At 36.7% G+C, this 17240-nt stretch carries 17 protein-coding genes and 2 pseudogenes; 14 read left to right on the forward strand and 5 right to left on the reverse strand.

Annotation, left to right across the window (positions count from 1 at the left end; genetic code table 11):
* Positions 1–52: 52 nt before the first annotated feature.
* Positions 53–1510, forward strand: coding sequence for an aldehyde dehydrogenase family protein (locus KHA96_RS00455; RefSeq protein ID WP_213127338.1), 1458 nt, complete (start codon positions 53–55; stop codon positions 1508–1510).
* Between the two features lie 264 nt (positions 1511–1774).
* Positions 1775–2194 carry a universal stress protein gene (locus KHA96_RS00460; RefSeq protein WP_213127339.1) on the forward strand — a complete coding sequence of 140 codons (420 nt, stop codon included), beginning with the start codon at positions 1775–1777 and terminating at the stop codon, positions 2192–2194.
* 87 nt (positions 2195–2281) lie between these two features.
* On the opposite strand, the gene KHA96_RS00465 is transcribed toward KHA96_RS00460, so the two are convergent.
* Positions 2282–3205, reverse strand: coding sequence for a serine hydrolase domain-containing protein (locus tag KHA96_RS00465; RefSeq protein WP_213127340.1), 924 nt, complete (start codon positions 3203–3205; stop codon positions 2282–2284).
* Between the two features lie 110 nt (positions 3206–3315).
* Here KHA96_RS00465 and KHA96_RS00470 point away from each other — a divergent pair, with 110 nt between their 5' ends.
* The 6 genes and pseudogenes from KHA96_RS00470 (at position 3316) to KHA96_RS00495 (ending at position 5959) form a co-directional block, all read left to right on the forward strand.
* The gene (locus KHA96_RS00470; RefSeq protein ID WP_213127341.1) at positions 3316–3474 is read left to right on the forward strand and encodes a hypothetical protein; all 159 of its coding nucleotides are present in this window, start codon (positions 3316–3318) and stop codon (positions 3472–3474) included.
* Between the two features lie 20 nt (positions 3475–3494).
* Positions 3495–3986: a GyrI-like domain-containing protein gene (locus KHA96_RS00475; protein ID WP_213127342.1), complete on the forward strand. Its 492-nt coding sequence runs from the start codon at positions 3495–3497 to the stop codon at positions 3984–3986.
* A gap of 4 nt (positions 3987–3990) precedes the next feature.
* A pseudogene (locus tag KHA96_RS00480) lies at positions 3991–4500 on the forward strand (NUDIX hydrolase).
* Positions 4484–4996, forward strand: coding sequence for a GNAT family N-acetyltransferase (locus tag KHA96_RS00485; RefSeq protein WP_213127343.1), 513 nt, complete (start codon positions 4484–4486; stop codon positions 4994–4996). The pseudogene KHA96_RS00480 and the gene KHA96_RS00485 overlap by 17 nt, the downstream one beginning before the upstream one ends.
* Positions 4997–5010: 14 nt before the next feature.
* Positions 5011–5256: a hypothetical protein gene (locus KHA96_RS00490; RefSeq protein ID WP_213127344.1), complete on the forward strand. Its 246-nt coding sequence runs from the start codon at positions 5011–5013 to the stop codon at positions 5254–5256.
* A gap of 235 nt (positions 5257–5491) precedes the next feature.
* Positions 5492–5959, forward strand: coding sequence for a phosphotransferase enzyme family protein (locus tag KHA96_RS00495; RefSeq protein WP_349305702.1), 468 nt, complete (start codon positions 5492–5494; stop codon positions 5957–5959).
* 159 nt (positions 5960–6118) lie between these two features.
* On the opposite strand, the pseudogene KHA96_RS00500 reads toward KHA96_RS00495, so the two are convergent.
* Together KHA96_RS00500 and KHA96_RS00505 are read right to left on the reverse strand one after the other, a co-directional pair.
* Positions 6119–7572: pseudogene (locus KHA96_RS00500) on the reverse strand (IS1182 family transposase).
* 309 nt (positions 7573–7881) lie between these two features.
* Positions 7882–8340, reverse strand: coding sequence for a DinB family protein (locus tag KHA96_RS00505; RefSeq protein ID WP_213127345.1), 459 nt, complete (start codon positions 8338–8340; stop codon positions 7882–7884).
* A gap of 118 nt (positions 8341–8458) precedes the next feature.
* On the opposite strand from KHA96_RS00505, the gene KHA96_RS00510 reads away from it, so the two are divergent.
* On the forward strand, positions 8459–9211 hold the full coding sequence (locus KHA96_RS00510; protein WP_213127346.1) for an alpha/beta hydrolase: 753 nt from the start codon (positions 8459–8461) through the stop codon (positions 9209–9211).
* Positions 9212–9253: 42 nt separating this feature from the next.
* On the opposite strand, the gene iadA is transcribed toward KHA96_RS00510, so the two are convergent.
* Positions 9254–10426, reverse strand: coding sequence for a beta-aspartyl-peptidase (gene iadA, locus KHA96_RS00515; protein WP_213127347.1), 1173 nt, complete (start codon positions 10424–10426; stop codon positions 9254–9256).
* A 179-nt stretch (positions 10427–10605) separates the two neighbouring features.
* On the opposite strand from iadA, the gene KHA96_RS00520 reads away from it, so the two are divergent.
* On the forward strand, positions 10606–10788 hold the full coding sequence (locus tag KHA96_RS00520; protein ID WP_213127348.1) for a hypothetical protein: 183 nt from the start codon (positions 10606–10608) through the stop codon (positions 10786–10788).
* 186 nt (positions 10789–10974) lie between these two features.
* On the opposite strand, the gene KHA96_RS00525 is transcribed toward KHA96_RS00520, so the two are convergent.
* Complete coding sequence (locus KHA96_RS00525) at positions 10975–11589, reverse strand: YhcN/YlaJ family sporulation lipoprotein (protein WP_213127349.1); 615 nt, start codon at positions 11587–11589, stop codon at positions 10975–10977.
* Positions 11590–11741: 152 nt separating this feature from the next.
* On the opposite strand from KHA96_RS00525, the gene KHA96_RS00530 reads away from it, so the two are divergent.
* The 4 genes from KHA96_RS00530 to KHA96_RS00545 all read left to right on the forward strand — a co-directional run bounded on the left by KHA96_RS00530 (position 11742) and on the right by KHA96_RS00545 (position 17099).
* Entirely contained in the window at positions 11742–14069 is a 2328-nt protein-coding gene (locus tag KHA96_RS00530; protein ID WP_213127350.1) for a DNA translocase FtsK, read from the forward strand.
* A gap of 241 nt (positions 14070–14310) precedes the next feature.
* On the forward strand, positions 14311–15630 hold the full coding sequence (gene murC / locus KHA96_RS00535) for a UDP-N-acetylmuramate--L-alanine ligase (protein ID WP_213127351.1): 1320 nt from the start codon (positions 14311–14313) through the stop codon (positions 15628–15630).
* A gap of 436 nt (positions 15631–16066) precedes the next feature.
* Entirely contained in the window at positions 16067–16552 is a 486-nt protein-coding gene (locus KHA96_RS00540; RefSeq protein ID WP_213127352.1) for a DUF948 domain-containing protein, read from the forward strand.
* Positions 16553–16583: 31 nt separating this feature from the next.
* Entirely contained in the window at positions 16584–17099 is a 516-nt protein-coding gene (locus KHA96_RS00545; protein WP_213127353.1) for a YtxH domain-containing protein, read from the forward strand.
* Positions 17100–17240: the final 141 nt, after the last annotated feature.

Raw genomic sequence — 17240 nt, forward strand, 5'->3', positions numbered from 1 at the left:
AGGATTCTATCAAGGAAGGTAATAAATAGAAACACATAGAAGGAGGAAGCAAATGGATAAATACATTGAGATAAATAAACAGTTCATATCAGGTGAATGGCGAGATGGAAATAGTAAAATGGTGTACGAAGATATTAATCCATATAACCAGGAAGTAATCACGAACATCCAATTGGCCGATCAAAATGATATAGATGAAGCTTATATATCAGCCAAAAAAGTGCAAAAAGAGTGGGAAAAAGTTAACGCATTTGAAAAAGCAGAGATCATGGAAAAAGCAGTGCAAATTATGAAAAATCGACGTAGTGAACTAGTTGAGCTGCTTATGCAAGAGTCAGGCTCTTCTTTTGTAAAAGCAAATGTTGAAGTAGACTTCTGCATTTCCATAACACGAGAAGCAGCCAGCTATCCGATGCGTATGGGCGGAGAAATGGTTCCTTCGCTTGTACCTGGAAAAGAAAATCGACTGTTTAGAAAACCATTAGGAGTACTTGGTGTTATTAGTCCTTTTAACTTTCCAATGTATCTCTCAATGCGTTCGGTTGCACCTGCTTTAGCTGCTGGGAATGGAGTTGTTCTCAAGCCCGATGAACAAACAGCAATGTCGGGAGGAACCATTATTGGTAAAATATTTGAAGACGCGGGTTTACCGAAAGGATTATTTAATGTAGTAATTGCTTCGATAGAAGAAGTGGGAGACGGATTTGTTGATCATCCCATTCCCCAAATGATTTCTTTTACAGGCTCTACCCCTGTTGGAAAACATATCGGTGCGTTATGCGGAAAAAATATAAAAAAGGTCGCATTGGAACTAGGAGGAAATAATGCATTGATTGTGTTGGAAGATGCAGATTTGGATAAGGCGGTTCATTCGGCCATTTTCGGGAAGTTCATGCATAATGGTCAAATTTGCATGGCAATTAATCGTATTATTGTTCATGAAAAAGTCCATGATGAATTTTTAGAAAGATTTGTGGAAATGGCCAAAAAAATCCCTGTTGGTGATCCGACGAATAAAGAAAATTTAATAGGACCGCTTATAAATAAAGGCGCAGTTGAACGCATACTTAATGAGATTGAAAAAGCGAAACAAGAAGGGGCAAAGGTTGTTCTCGATGGTGAAGTGGAAGGCAGCATCATATATCCAACCATTCTAACATCAGATTCAAATAATGTAGCTACTGCAAAAAATGAAATGTTTGGTCCAGTTGTAACAGTTATTCCGTTTAAAACAGAAGAAGAAGCCATTGGTATTGCCAATGATACAGAGTATGGATTAAGCGGTGCTGTTCATGCCGGCTCCATAGAAAAAGGGGTCCAAGTAGCTTTGAAAATGGAAACTGGAATGGTGCATGTAAACGATCAAAGTGTAAACGACGAACCTCTTATAGCATTCGGCGGTGAAAAGCAATCAGGTATCGGAAGATTTGGAGGAAGATGGTCACTCGATGAATTTACAACCTATCAATGGATTTCCACTCAAGATATTACACGCGAGTATCCGTTTTAATATTTTTTGTGCGAAATAAGGAGGTTTAGCTAGATCTTTTTTCAATTTCACATCATTTTTAGAGATAAAATCTAATTCTCATTATTTAGATTTATATTCTCTAGAACAAAAGAGCCTAGTGAAAAAAGATGGGAGGATATTTCGTTCCCATCTTTTTTGGGTTGTGCTAAGTCATTTTTTCTGGGATAATTCTCATACTGCAGAATACATAAATTTTAGTAGAATTAAGTAAGAGAAAATAAGATAAAAAGGCAGGAGAATAAAATGTACAAAAGAATATTATTAGCGGCAGATGGTTCTGAAAATTCTATTCGGGCAGCTAAGGAAGCAGTGAAAATTTCGTCTGTTTCAGAGGACGCAGTCGTAGAAATCGTCTTCGTAATGGACTTTTCAAAAGCATCAAGTGACATACTCCAAAGCAAGGATGCTGAAACATTGGAGTTTGAACGTCGAAAAAAACTCTTGCCAATTGAGGAAACGTTTAACCATGCGAATGTATCACATAAAGTCACATTGCTTCATGGTGAACCTGGTCCAATCATTGTGGAATACGTAAATAAGCAATCATGTGATATGGTAGTCATGGGCAGCCGCGGTTTAAATACTCTCCAAGAAATGGTACTTGGCAGTGTCAGTCATAAAGTAGCAAAAGATGCGAAATGTCCGGTTTTGATCGTAAAATAAAGATAGAAAAGTAGAAAGCAACATAAAAAGGGTATGAAATCAAAAGGATTTTATACCCTTTTGCTTTAGAAAAGTTACATGGTCCTCTCAATCTAAGAAATATTTAATTATATATTTTTTAAATAAGTCCATTGGAAGCAATGTATGGTTGTATAATTCGCTAGTAAATACCATAACAAATTCAAAGGCAGGATTAATAATGATATAATTCCCTCCATATCCCATTGCGAAATAGGTGGGAAAACTAAGTCGCTCATCCTCTAGTACCCACCAATGGTAGGCGTACGAGCCAATCCAATCATACCCCTCATATTTTTTTGAAGTAGATGCTTCGACCCATTCCTTAGAAACGATTTGTTTATTCTCCCAAATCCCTTTTTGTAACATTAAGAGGCCAATTTTTAATAAATCCTCAGATTTTAATGACAAACCAAAGCCGCCGATTCCAATCCCTTTCGAATCTTGATGCAGGCGATATTCATTAATTGCCAACGGTTTAAAAAGTTTTTCGAATGCATATTTTTCTAAAGTCGTACCAGATACTTTTTGGATAATTGCACTTAATAGGTGAGAGCAGCCAGAGTTATAGGCCATTTTTTCACCGGGAGCGGTGGTCAATTCTTTGTCCAGTACAAATTGAACCCAATTATGACTATTAATCATCGGGAAAGGTCGTCCGCCCCAATCGCCGAATTCTTCCCATTTGAATCCGGGTGTCATCGTCAGCAAATGTTCGATTGTAATTAGTTTCTTAGTCTCTTCTAGATTTGGGAAATAAGTAACAATAGGCGTTTGAACGTTTTTAATTAACCCTTCATCAATTGCAATCCCAATCAAAATCGAAACAATGCTCTTTGTTACGGAATTTATCTTATGTAATTTATTATCCATTTTTCGATTTTTATAATATTGGAAAATAGCTTTTCCTCTATGATGAATTAGACAAGAGCCAATTTTTTCTTTTTTGATTTCTTTTTCAAGTATGCTTAAAACTTTTGAAGGTATGTCCATGTTTCCTCCTTAATAAAAAAACGTTAGCTAAACTTTGCAAAGATCAATTATAATTATATTAACTAAATATTTTTAATACAATGAACAAAGTTTTGAAAGGAGAATTTATTATGGGGGATAACGGATTTTTTGTTGGTTGGGGAACATTAACATTAATAAATGCCGGATTAGCCCAAGCGAAAAATAGAAGTGGATTAAATTGGTTTTTACTTTCCATAATACTCGGACCAGTTGCAACTTTTTTACTCGTAATCATGGAAAAAAAATAACCGAACGAGGAGAGAGGAAAATGACCGTTGATCAACAAAATGATGCCCTTTTAACGACTAAAGAAGCATTTCAAGCAATTGGTTTAAAATGGGAAGGAACATTTGCTGAAGCGGGAGAGGGGGCAATTCGCAAAATTCAAATAAAGTTGAAAAATAGGTTAGAAGAAATTTCTAATATCGTGAATCCTGATATTTTGCTCGGTCTTTCTTATCATGCAACGTTCGGCGGCAATGGCTTTACCCATTATGCTGTTGTAGAAGTGGAGAGTGTAGAAGAAGTTCCTTTAGGCATGATCAGCATATCGGTTCCAACTTTAACTTATGCAACTTGTCAACATCGAAAGGGACAAAATATTGAGCAGTCTTATGATAATATGTACAATTGGATTCGAAAGGAAGGATTGATGGAAAATAATGTGGGGCACTTAACCCACTTCGAAAAATATCCGATGACTCAAAATCCTTATTCGACGGATCCTGAATTCACGATTATGATCCCAGTGATGAGGTGAAAAGATGTATTTTACATATGTAGACTGGAATAGGAGAGTCAAATTAACTTGGATTTCTAGCTCAATTCTTCCTGAACGCAACATAATTACGAGTGTGCATGGTTTTTGTTTTTTTTAAAACCAATTATTAATGATCGATTTAAATGATAGAGGTTGGGATTTTCCGGGAGGACATATTGAAATAGAGGAAACGCCCGAAGAATGTTTTAAACGTGAGGCTATGGAGGAAGGGTATGTGGAAGGCGATTGTCGCCTTTTAGGGTATGTTGAAGTGAATCATCAAGAAAATATTAATTGGAATGAAAGCAGTCCTTATCCACTAGTGGGCTATCAAGTTTTTTATCGAATGGATATTCAAAAGCTCCATCCATTTGCAGGAGAATATGAATCTTCTAAAAGGATATTCATTGCTCCAAGTGAGGTATCGGAATATTATGATGGTTGGCATGGGGTAAACGAAGAAATTATGAAGGAAGCTATGCGAGGTTTAGTATTAAATGAGCATCAGGACTGAAACAATAAATGATTATAAAGCAGTTTATGATTTAAATTATGAGGCTTTTGGGAGTCGAGACGACGAAGCTAAATTAGTAGAGAAGATTCGAGAATCTTCTCGTTTTATTCCAGAGCTTTCCATCGTAGCTGAAATAAATGGAGAAATGGTTGGCCATATTTTGCTAAGTAAAGCAAATGTTGTAAAGGACGAGGAGTTTTTCGAGGTAATTGTGCTTGCGCCAGTTGCAGTTAAACCGAGTTTTCAGAAAAAAGGCGTTGGAAGTGGATTGATTCGTGAAGGATTAAAAAGGGTGAAGGAACTGAACTATGGACTTGTATTATTAATTGGCCATCCTTCCTATTATCCGAAATTTGGATTTAAGCCTGCTCGTCCATTTGGGTTGGAATTACTTCAGTTTGACGTACCGGACGATGTTTTTATGGTTTGTGAATTAAGAGCGGGGGAACTTGATCTTATTAAAGGGGAACTAAAGTATCCGTCGGCATTTTTTTAAAGAGGGATTTTGAAGTGAATGATAAAATAAGTGACTTGCTTAATAGAGTATTAGATAGAGATATACGGGAGTTTAGACTAGAATCAAAAGGATTTCAAAATATCGTTGCAACATTTAAAGTAGATGAGAATCAATATGTTGCGCGGTTAAGCGATAAAAAAAAGAATGGGTTGAAGCAGAAATTAAATGGTTGGATTACTTGCAAGACAAAGGGATACGTCTTGCAGCACCTGTTCGGTTTAATGAATTGGAAAAAGTAATTGAAATCACCAGATCAAGAAAGGTATTTGCTTACTTTTTTCCAACATACTTATGGCCAGCCGGTAAATGTTTTGGAAAGTACTGAATGGAATAGTGCATTTTTTTATCGGTGGGTAGGACGATTGGATCTTTACACAATATTTCTTCGCCTTCTCTAGATCGGCCAGAAGGTTTGGCCAATTTCCATTCTAAAGAAATTGGCTGAAAGATTGTTACGAACAATTACATACGCAGATTAATAAATTTTCAAAGACGCTTAATTATTTTGGACTTGTTCATAATGACCTTCACCAAGGTAATCTCCACATTGTGAATGGTGAGATTGTTCTTTTTGACTTTGATGATTGTACCTATCAATTTTTTGCCCAAGATTTAGCAGTGTCCATCTATCATGCTATATGGACAGGAACTTCTTTTCATTCTGAGTGGGAGGATTTCCCTAATTATTTTCTTACTCATTTATTAGAAGGGTATCTTTCTGAGCGACAACTTTCCAAAGAGATGTACGAACAGCTTTTGATTCTTTTACAAATGAGGGAGCTGTTTTTATACAATTTATTCAAAGAAAAATGGAATCCAGAATCGATGCAAGACTGGCAGTTCGAAATACTCCAGGAATTAGAACTTAATTTGATTGAGAAGCGAATTCCGTATGAGCAGGAACTAGAGAAAGTTAGGCATTATTTTAAAAAAGGCCGTTGATTTAAAAACATCGAAATCCCCTCCCGCAAACGTGGAGGGCACTGAAAATCTTCGATTTTTTGGGAGACAAAATAAAATATTAAAAAAATACGACCTTAAAATTCCAAGAAGTTGAATTTTGGGTCGTATTTTTGATTGAGATGGAATATTTTTCTCATTTTAATTCATCAGTTTCAATATTCTTTTCAGATTAACTGTAAATATGGCCATGGCACCTTGTAATTCCATGCCAATTAGACCCGAGGATTTTGCAACATTGTACCCGTGTCTGTGTTTTAATTCGCTATTTTTAGCCTCTATTTTATAACGTTCTTTAGATTTTTCTTTAAAATACTCACTTTCTTGAAATTGGGCCTGTACTTGATGTTCATCCGATTTAATCGTAACGGAATACGTTTTACTTTTGGCCCCTTCTTTATAGCATCCATCTTTAAAAGGGCAACTTTTACATTTTTCAATATCAAAAAATATATGTAACGTGTATTTTTATTACCTTCATTTGTTCTTACCCCGCGTGCTTTACGAATTGCCATATGACCAGCCTTACAAACATACATTCCTGCATCCTTATTGAATTCAAAATCATCTTCATTTTTTCGATTTCCTTGAGTAATGATGGGATTTAATTTGGCTACTAATTTTATTTCATTCTTCTTAGTGTACTCGATATTTCCCTTTTCAGAATAGGCTGTATCACCAATGACATTCTCAACTTTAATGCCCGCTTTAATACTTTTTTCAATTAGACCTTCTAATTGTTTACCGTCGTTCTTTTCACCAGAAGTTACTATGGCGGCCGTGATAATCCGTTCTTCACTCATGGCAATATGAGTTTTGTATCCGAAGAAAGAAGAATCAGCTGTTTTATGTCCGACTTTGGCATCTTGGTCTTCTGAAATTTGTAAATGTTCAATGTCATCGTAAACCGTTTTTTTTAGAAGATTTAATTGTTCTTTCACTTTTGGATACTGGGTAAGGGTGTCTTCCTTTTCAATCACTTCAATAAGTTTTTGGCAATAATCAATTTCATTCTCAAGGACATCTGTTTTATTTTTAGTAGGAAATTTACTTTTCATGTTTTCATCAATCTTATAAACTGCTTTTCTAAGTTTTTTAGAACACTCAATCAGGATTTCCCTAGGTAACTTCTGATTGTATCGAGCTTTTGTATGGGTGGCATCTACGATAATGGATTTACTTTTGATAATTTCCTTTTCGATGGCAATTTCAACGGTCTTATTAACTAGCATGTCTAACAGGTTTACATCTTTTAAACGAAGTTTTCGAAACTTGGTTAAAGAACTTGGCTCGATTACCGGCTCCTCCGGAGCCATGTGAAGAAAATACTTAAATGACATATCGTATTTCGACCGATCGACTACATCAACATCAGATAGGTCATAAATAGTTTTTAACAATAAATATTTGAACATGCGAATAGGGTCGATAGCGTTTCGACCATTATCATGACAATATTTATCCTTAAGTTCATCATAAACAAAAGAGAAATCAACCAGATTGTTAAGTTTACGTAAAAGATTATCCTCTGGAACAACTAAATCATAAATACCCATATAAGTACTGAAAATCATGGATTGTTGATTTTGTATCATAGTAACCACCCGTTTGAAATTGATACTATAATTATACAGAAAAAAAGGCATAAATCCCTTACGTATAAGGAATTTATGCCCCTTGATTTTGTATTTGGTTAAAACTATTAACAAAATTTTTAATACAGTTGATTGGAGCGGAAGGCGGCGACTCCTGCGGGATGAACGTGCAGCTTGAGACCCTGCAGGAGCGTAGCGACGAAGCGGCTCAAGACACGCCCCGCGGAAAGCGTCCGCCTGTAGCGCAAATCAACATCCCCGTTAAGGACTTTTTCAGTGCCCTCCAAACGTGGCGGGGGGATTTCGATGCTAACTTAAAGCATTATGAATTGATTTAAAGATTCCTGCATGGAGGCCTTCGTGAAATATGACGAATTGAAGAAAAGCATCGACAGTGTCCATCTCATGATTTGCAATTATAAACGATTCAGACGCTTTATTATTTATTTTTCCTGCAAAAAAAGTATCAATATAACGACTCTGCATTTTTAAAGCCTCTATTAATTCTTCTGTAGAAGGAGGGGTTTCCGTCCAATCAGTTGGCTGAGTTCCAGGGGCAAAAAATGTTACCCATTTGCGATTTTTTATATCATACTGTTGTTCTGCTTTGTTCAATAATATTTCTGCTGTAATAAATATATGCCCAACATTCCAGCGGATCGAATTGGAAAAACCATTCGGAATAAAATCCCACTTATCCAATTTTGTTTGATTTAGTGCTCTTATCGTATAAGTACGAACAAATTGAAACTGTTTTAATGTGATCATTTTTCAGCGCCTCCTTTTTCAAAGGTAATCCCATTATATACCATCTTTAGCACTCGTTGTTATGAGATATAAGTGCTAAAATAATATTATTAAAGATAAAACAGAAAGGGTGTCTTATTTGCAAAAGGCGGTCTCAATTTCTCATAACGGACTTACTCTTCGTGGAATGGAGCATATTCCATCGGGAGAAACGCTACCTGCAGTCATTTTATTCCATGGATTTACAGGAAATAAGCTCGAGCCCCATCGCTTATTTTTAAAAATTTCAAGAACGTTGGAAAAACAAGGTTTTGCCAGTTTTCGTTTTGATTTCCTTGGCAGCGGTGAGAGTGATGGAGATTTCCAGGACATGACCGTATCAAAGGAATTTGAAGAAGCGGGCACAATATTTGAGTATGTAAAATCCCATCCTAAGATTGACGAAAATCGAATAATATTATTGGGTCTCAGCATGGGAGGGCTCGTTGCTAGTTTACTAGCAGGAGAATTGAATAACCAGCTTGAGAAATTAGTTTTACTTGCTCCAGCAGGAACAATGGATCAAATTGTAGAACCGATGGAGGCGACAGTTCCTTATATTGCCAGCCACAACGCATACGATCACGGAGGAAACCTTGTTGGCAAAGAATTTGGTGAAGATTTAAAAACCTTAAATGTATGGTCGCGCGCAGCGAAATATAAAGGAAAAGTTTTACTTATCCATGGAACCAAAGACGATGTCGTCCCATATGAAGTGTCTAAATTATATATTGAACATTGTTACGGTGATCAAGCAACGCTACATACTATTGAGAATGGAGATCACACATTTAATTCCTATCACTGGGAGAACGAAGTGATTGATTCTATTTTGGAGTTTGTAAGAAAATAATTATAGTAAAAAGCCGATTCACGAATCGGCTTTTTTTAAATATTATTCAAATGTCCCTTTCACAACGGCCTCACCATTTTCAACCATAATCTTCCCCATAGCAAACACCGTATCAATCGTCAAATCTTTTTTATTTAATATAACTAAATCAGCATCCTTGCCTTTCATAATCCTTCCTTTTTGATCTAACTTTAAAATGGAGGCTGGACTTTGAGTAATCACTTTGAAAGCTACTTCAGGAGAAATTCCTTCAGTTAAAATTGCATCCCGCACTTCGGCAAAAAGGGACGAAACCTTTCCAATTCCTAGCCCTATAAAATTCCCCTGCTCATCAAATTTCGGTAGACTTCCTTGAGCATCGGATGTGAAGGTAATTTGTTCAATATCAATCTCTTCGTCTAGCAATCTTTTTAAAGCTTTACTACATTTTATGTTCCAGTCATCTTTTGAATTTGGTATTGAACTCGTCGTAAAATCAATATAGCCGCCGTTCCGGGCATATTCAATCGCCGCTTCAAATAAATGCGGGTTGCGATTCATATGGGTGGGGTAAAATTGCTGAATCGGAATCTCAGTTGTTTTCACGACCTCTTCAATTAATCGAACATGTTCATAACTATCGCCTACATGAACATTTACGACTCCTGCTTTGCCAGACAACATGCCTCCAATTCTAGCGGCAGATGCGATTTTTGCTAATTCCTCTGCAGTTGGTTGCGAGGAACGATGATCAGAAATCGCAATTTCACCGACACCGATAATTTTATCAATGAGGATAATATCATCTTCAATTTTATCCATTAATGTTTTAACAGGAACTTGGTAGGAACCTGTTTGAACATAGCAAGTAATTCCTTCTTCTTCTAATCCTCGTGCTTTCGCTATTAAATTAGACATCGATCTTGTCGTTCCATCGGTTCCAATTACGCCGATAATCGTTGTTACACCAGCGAGTGTTGCCTCCGTCAATTGAAGTTCGGGAGTCCTTGTTCGATAACTGCCCTCGCCGCCCCCTCCAGTAATATGAACATGAGCATCTATGAAACCGGGAACAACCATTTTATCTGTTGCATCCACAACATTAATTTGAACAAAGCTGTTAGGAACATCGATTGAGTCTTGAATATACCCAATCTTTTGATCGACAAGTAAAATGTCCTTTTTTCCAATATAATCGGGAGTAAAGACTTCTCCGTTTTTAATTAAAGTTAACATATATGTTCAAACCCTTCTGTATGAAAAATACTCTAATATATTGTACACCTTTTCCTAATCCCATTTCTTATTGACTTTAAACCTTCCAATGGATTCAATAATATAGAAAAGATAATATGAAACTAAAATGGCATTAAGACGTATATGTATGAAAAGATTAATCGAGGGGAGGCCAAAAAATGAGTGATCAAGACCGACTAATGACGGAGATTGCTGAATTAAAAGAAACAGTTAAAAAATTGGAATCAGAAATAGAGGATATTAAATTTTTTACAAAAAGACCACTCCTTGATTCGGGGACAATTGGAACCATCGGAGGATTAATTTTAGGGGCACTTGCTATTATTGGGATATTTTGGTGAAAGAAAACATGCCCTTCGCAATTAGCAAAAGGGCATGCACTACGTCCAGCTTCAGCGCCTCTAGCAAATTTCTTGCCATTCTCCCTACCCAACATCGATTCGCCCTGTGGACCCATCGTGTTTCCTTTATCTAAGTCAAAGGCCCTGAAATTTGTAGGTCGATGAACAGACGCTTCCGTTTTGAACTTAACGTGCGTTCGGAAACACTCTTCTAACAGTATCGCTAAATTCGTTAAAGAAACCACTTACTGGACGTCCAGCGTTTATATCATTTCGATAGCCAGTCATACGATTGAAGAAATCTGGGTTTTCGGAAATATAGACGTTATCGATATTATTATCGACATCTCTAACTTGTTTAGCGATTTTTCTTTGAACAGTACTACTCATTTCATTATTTCCTTTATTGCTTAACTTTACTGCTACATAAGCATTTCGCCTAGTAACAAGCACATTTGCAGTATCAACCTCTTTTAGCTTTGTAATCTCATCCGCAATATTATCTGCTACGTCGATTCGATTATTGTCATTGAAATCACGATCATTATTTACACCATTTCTAGTGTTATTAACATTGAATCCATTTGGATTATTTACACCCATGCCATCTCGTGTTGTTACATTTCGATTATCATTTGTCCAATTTCTGTTCGTATCAACGTTAGGGTTATAGCGAACTCCAAGTGGAGTATTTCCGTTATTATCTGCAATTTGGTCATTATTTTTATTGTTAGTTCCGCATCCACCCATCAGCATGACGGAAACCAAACCTACACAAGCAATAGATTTTGCAAATTTCATTCATTCTCCTCCTTTTTATCGTGATTCTTTTATAATGTTCCATTTGCTTCAATTTTTATCCTCATTTTTTGTTATAATGAATAAATGGCAGCTATGACGGTATCTGGTAAAAAGACCGTATTTAGACAGAATTGAAAGAATAGAGGGATAAGATGTCCTGGTTGAAAAAAATACTAGCAAAAATAACTATGGAAGAGTCTGAAGAAGAATATATACCTAAATCTAACCATGTTTTCCAACATACAGAAATGGATACTCGAATGAAGTATCAATACCCAAAAGGTCCATTTCGCTTTCCATTAATTGAAGATCCTCCGCGAAGAAATGAAAATAAGTCTATGCGAACGAATGAAGATAGAATTACCAAAAATCGCACAAATATATCAGAACTACATGTTAGAAGAACAAAGCAAAATCCTCAAAATGTTGAAAAGGATAAGGCGAACCAACAAAAAGCAAAACAAAAAAAGGTCGAAAGCAAAAAAATTGAACCCATTAATAATCAACCTTTTCGTGCGACAGAGATTCCGTCGCCAATATATGGATTTGAACGACCTGGAAAAAAGGAATTTGAATATGAACTGAATGATTCATTTTTGGAAATTCAAGAGGAGAATAATGATACAAAATTAAATGATGATGTTTTAGATAACTCCGAAGACACAATACTAGAGGATATAACGATAGAAGATATAAAAAAAGAAGACGCAACAATAGAAGACACAACAATAGAAGATATAACAATAGTTGAAGATAATGCATGCAGCGACGTAGGTAATAATTATGAGGTTTCTGCGGTAGATAGCGAACCCGTTCATTTAGTAATTGAACAGCAAGAAGATGAAAAGGAACCCGAAAATAGCGAAGAACACATATTAGAGAGTGAAGCTCCACGTCAAAGATCACATTTGCCTTTTAATGTTTTAATGCTAAAAAAAGATAAAGAAAAATGGCAACAAAAACAACTAGAGTTAAATAAGAGGGAAGAGATGCCAGAACCAATTCAGATGGCGAGATCTGAAACGGCTTCGGCAATTCAGGAATCAAATACGGAAACAGGATCATACCATTTTCCTGCAATAAGTCTGTTGCAGCCACCTATCATAAAGTCGGAAAACAGACAATGGCTGGATGAGCAAAAGGAGTTGCTGAACGAAACACTTGCAAATTTTAATGTAAATGCTCATGTTGTTCATGTAAGTCAAGGACCAGCTGTCACAAGGTTTGAAGTTCAGCCTGAGCGGGGAGTGAAAGTAAGTAAGATCACAAATCTTAGCGACGATATCAAATTAAGTATGGCGGCAAAAGATATACGGATTGAAGCTCCGATTCCAGGGAAACGCTCAATAGGCATTGAAATTCCAAATCAAGAAAGTCGACCAGTACAAATTAGTGAAATTATTGCAAGTAAGGGATTTGAACAAAACGAATCACCTCTTACTGCTGTTCTCGGCCTCGATATATCTGGTGCTCCTGTTGTAACTGATTTAAGAAGAATGCCCCATGGATTGATTGCTGGCGCTACAGGGTCCGGTAAAAGTGTTTGCATTAATTCTATTTTGATCAGCTTACTTTATAAAGCAAAGCCAGAGGAGCTTAAGCTATTGCTTATTGATCCTAAAATGGTTGAACTCGCACCATACAACCATATTCCGCATCTCGTTAGTCCAGTAATAACGGATGTGAAAGCAGCAACAGCGGCTTTAAAATGGGCAGTAGACGAGATGGAACGTCGGTATGAATTGTTTTCTCATGCAAGTGTTCGGGACATTAGCCGTTTTAACGAGGTGGCTATGGAAAGGGGGCATTATAGCGATAAGCTGCCGTATATCGTTGTTGTGATTGACGAGCTAGCCGACTTAATGATGATGGCACCCACAGATGTTGAGGAATCCATCTGCCGTATAGCTCAAAAGGCTAGAGCATGTGGAATTCATTTAATTATTGCTACACAGCGACCTTCTGTTGATGTCATCACTGGTTTAATTAAAGCAAACGTACCAACGAGAATTGCTTTTTCCGTTTCATCTCAAGTGGATTCTCGTACAATTATTGATATAAGCGGAGCAGAAAAACTGCTCGGTAGAGGTGACATGTTATTTTTAGGAAGTGGTTCATCCAAGCCAGTTAGACTTCAAGGCACTTTTGTTTCAGACCATGAAATTGATCGTATAGTTGAATTTGTACGAACTCAAGGAAAACCTAACTATATGTTTGAGCAGGAAGAATTATTGAAAAGAGCGCAAGTACAAGAGGATGAAGATGAACTGTTTTTCGAATCATGTGATTTCGTTGTCAATCAAGGAAGTGCCTCAACTTCTCTGCTTCAAAGACAATTTAGAATTGGTTATAATCGTGCTGCAAGATTAATTTTGATGATGGAGCAACAAGGAATCATTTCTGAAGCAAAAGGAAGTAAGCCTAGAGATGTTTTAATTAATGAACGAGAACTAAAAGTATTAAAAGATTCTCTAGTATAACTGGGCTGAAAATGTTATTCTTATTTTTGAATGTTTTTATGTTTTGTTTTATGACAAATGGTCAATACACATAATCAATGTTATAATGACTAAATACAAAATATCATAAACATTTTATGCTTTTACATACTAATCTTCTTGCCGCTAATAATAATGGCAAGGATTGATAAAAGCGACTTGAGCAAAATGTAGTTATTCATCATATGATGCAAATAGACAGACGATTGTTGGAGGTTCAAATATGACTGTATACCATTTCGTAGGTATTAAGGGCTCTGGTATGAGCGCACTTGCACAAATTCTTCACGATATGGGATATAAAGTGCAAGGCTCGGATGTGGGGAAGTATTTTTTCACTCAAGCAGCTCTTGAGGACTCAAAAATAAAAATATTACCATTTCAGCGCGAAAATATTACTCAAGGCATGACGGTTATTGCCGGAAATGCTTTTCCAGATACGCATGAAGAAATTGATGAAGCATTGAAACAAGGAATCCCTGTTATAAGATACCATGCATTCCTAGGAGAATTTATGAATAAGTTCACTAGTATTGCCGTTACTGGATCTCACGGGAAAACTTCCACAACAGGGCTGCTTTCCCATGTCATGGGTGGTGCAAAGCCTACTTCTTATCTAATTGGTGATGGAACTGGAAGTGGAGTGAAAGATGCGGAATACTTTGTGTTTGAAGCTTGCGAGTATCGAAGACATTTCCTTTCTTATTTTCCGGATTATGCCATTATGACAAATATCGATTTTGATCATCCAGATTATTTTTCTAATATTGATGACGTATATTCAGCTTTTCAACAGCTGGCTATGCAAGTAAATAAAGCAATTATTGCCTTTGGGGATGATGATCAGCTCCAAAAAATACAAGCTGAGGTACCTGTAATATTTTATGGTTTTGGGAATGGAAATGACTTCCAAGCTCGGAATCTTCAAAAATCCACAAGTGGTACAAAATTTGATGTTTTTGTACGTAACCATTTTTATGCGTCTTTTGAAATTCCCACCTTTGGTGACCATAATGTATTAAATGCTTTATCGGTTATTGCGTTATGTCATTATGAGGAAATCAATGTAGAAGTGCTTCAAAGTCAATTGAAGACATTTGGCGGAGTTAAGCGTCGTTTTACTGAAAAAGTAATCGGCAATCAAGTATTGGTTGATGATTATGCTCATCACCCAGTTGAAATTAAGGCCACCATTAATGCAGCTCGTCAAAAATACCCAAATAGTCAAATTGTCGCAGTATTTCAGCCGCATACATTTACACGCACCCAAACGTTTTTACAGGAATTTGGTGAAAGCTTAGGGGAAGCAGATAAGGTATATTTATGTGAAATTTTTGGTTCTGCTCGGGAAAATCATGGGAAGTTATCTATTAATGATTTAAAAGCAAAAATTGATGGAGCGGAAATCTTACATGAAGAGGATACTTCTCCACTTTTAATGCTAAATAACTCCGTGTTACTCTTTATGGGAGCTGGGGATATACAAAAGTTTCAATTAGCTTACGAGGGTCTTTTACAACAGCAATTGAAAAAAGCACAATAAAACGAAAAGCTAAAGCGCCTTGGAGTGGAAGGAAGGCTAAAACTGCAACGTCCTATCGCTTCGCCTCCACTAGTACATCCGTGTACGTTGCACCGCCTTCCTGACCCGCATCCTGTGGGCCTCAGACAAGCAAATGTTCTGAGTCAATAAAAGTCCGGTTTTTGACATTTGTTGACTCAGGTTATTTGACCTCGAGGGGCTGGGCGCTCAAGCTGAACAAATGACATACGAATAAGGGGTTGCCCCTCTGGCCTTGTACTAGCAAGACTTTGGGTCAGCCTCTTTTTGTATTATTGGAATACTTCATTTTAAATAAGTGAATTATAATACATAATTAAGAAGGATATCATCCCTGTTATAACGAAGTATAAATTTATCTGTTTATGTATTGTTAAACAAGGGTAAAGTGAATTGTACATTAGGAGGTGCTGCATACATGCAGATTATTTTATATTTAAGTGTGGCATTAATTGCAATTGCGTTTTTTATTCTAGTCTTGAGTTTAACTAAAACTTTAAAAGCTATGAAAGAAACGCTGGAAAGTGTTTCGCATACACTGGATGGGCTGGAATCGCAGCTAAAGGGTGTTACAGGTGAAACAACAATGCTACTACATAAAACAAATGTCCTAGCGGACGATATTCAAGGAAAAGTAGAGAAGTTGGATACTGTCGTTCATGCAGTTCAAGGAGTAGGAAGTACGATCCAAGATATGAATGACTCGCTTCGAAAAGTATCTACATCTGTATCATCGGCAATGGTTAGGAATCAAGATAAAGTCGCCCAAGTAGTACAATGGGGTGCAGTCGTTAAAGAGTTAAAAGATAAATGGTTTGGTGAAAAAAACAAACATGATGAGAAAAAACCATTTGATTCTGAAGTGAAAATCCACACCCATCAACTTGAACGTAGTAATAGCTAAAAAAGTAAATAAAAGGATGGAGGATGATATTATGAGTAATAATCAAAACAATACTGGCAATTTCATGACTGGGATTATCGTAGGGAGTCTTGTAGGTGCAGTTACTGCATTATTAATGGCTCCAAAATCGGGGAAAGAACTGCGAACAGATATCAATAGCCAAGTGGAAGCTTTAAAAGAAAAGTCTGGTGAATGGAAAGAAACTGTAATGGAAAAGGGATCTGAAATCAGCTCGACAGCTATGGAAAAAACGAATCAGCTTCGCCAAGTAGCGATGGAAAAAGGCAATACGGTAGTAGAAGTCGTGAAGGATAAAGCAGATCAACTCCGAACTGCTACAAACAATGCGACTGATCAACTATCAGAAGAAACAAAGGATATGACGGATGGATGGAGAAAAACAGTGCACGAAGCAACTGATGACATGGCGGATCAAGCGAAAGAAAACATAGATGAGGTGCAAGCCCAGTCAAAAAGTTCTACCGATGAAGTTTCTGAAAAAGCGAAAGAAATGGCAGAGCAAATAAACAACTCGATGAATGAGTAGGAAAAGCGGAAGGCGCTGCAGCTAGACAATAACAATAACGAAAATAGGGGCTTCCAAAAAGTCATAGTAGTCGACTTTTTGGAAGCCCTCATTTAATTTAGCCCTCTTTGATACCTGAACTGTTCATTTCTGCTGCTGGAT

The sequence above is a fragment of the Bacillus sp. FJAT-49711 genome (assembly GCF_018343715.1).
GTDB lineage: Bacteria > Bacillota > Bacilli > Bacillales > Bacillaceae_C > Lederbergia.

What these genes read in the sequence shown, in the direction of transcription:
- KHA96_RS00455 (WP_213127338.1), top strand. Translation starts at nt 53, where the DNA reads ATGGATAAATACATTGAGATAAATAAACAGTTCATATCAGGTGAATGG.
- KHA96_RS00460 (WP_213127339.1), top strand. Translation starts at nt 1,775, where the DNA reads ATGTACAAAAGAATATTATTAGCGGCAGATGGTTCTGAAAATTCTATT.
- KHA96_RS00465 (WP_213127340.1), bottom strand. Translation starts at nt 3,205, where the DNA reads ATGGACATACCTTCAAAAGTTTTAAGCATACTTGAAAAAGAAATCAAA.
- KHA96_RS00470 (WP_213127341.1), top strand. Translation starts at nt 3,316, where the DNA reads ATGGGGGATAACGGATTTTTTGTTGGTTGGGGAACATTAACATTAATA.
- KHA96_RS00475 (WP_213127342.1), top strand. Translation starts at nt 3,495, where the DNA reads ATGACCGTTGATCAACAAAATGATGCCCTTTTAACGACTAAAGAAGCA.
- KHA96_RS00485 (WP_213127343.1), top strand. Translation starts at nt 4,484, where the DNA reads ATGAGCATCAGGACTGAAACAATAAATGATTATAAAGCAGTTTATGAT.
- KHA96_RS00505 (WP_213127345.1), bottom strand. Translation starts at nt 8,340, where the DNA reads ATGATCACATTAAAACAGTTTCAATTTGTTCGTACTTATACGATAAGA.
- iadA (WP_213127347.1), bottom strand. Translation starts at nt 10,426, where the DNA reads ATGTTAACTTTAATTAAAAACGGAGAAGTCTTTACTCCCGATTATATT.
- KHA96_RS00520 (WP_213127348.1), top strand. Translation starts at nt 10,606, where the DNA reads ATGAGTGATCAAGACCGACTAATGACGGAGATTGCTGAATTAAAAGAA.
- KHA96_RS00525 (WP_213127349.1), bottom strand. Translation starts at nt 11,589, where the DNA reads ATGAAATTTGCAAAATCTATTGCTTGTGTAGGTTTGGTTTCCGTCATG.
- KHA96_RS00530 (WP_213127350.1), top strand. Translation starts at nt 11,742, where the DNA reads ATGTCCTGGTTGAAAAAAATACTAGCAAAAATAACTATGGAAGAGTCT.
- murC (WP_213127351.1), top strand. Translation starts at nt 14,311, where the DNA reads ATGACTGTATACCATTTCGTAGGTATTAAGGGCTCTGGTATGAGCGCA.
- KHA96_RS00540 (WP_213127352.1), top strand. Translation starts at nt 16,067, where the DNA reads ATGCAGATTATTTTATATTTAAGTGTGGCATTAATTGCAATTGCGTTT.
- KHA96_RS00545 (WP_213127353.1), top strand. Translation starts at nt 16,584, where the DNA reads ATGAGTAATAATCAAAACAATACTGGCAATTTCATGACTGGGATTATC.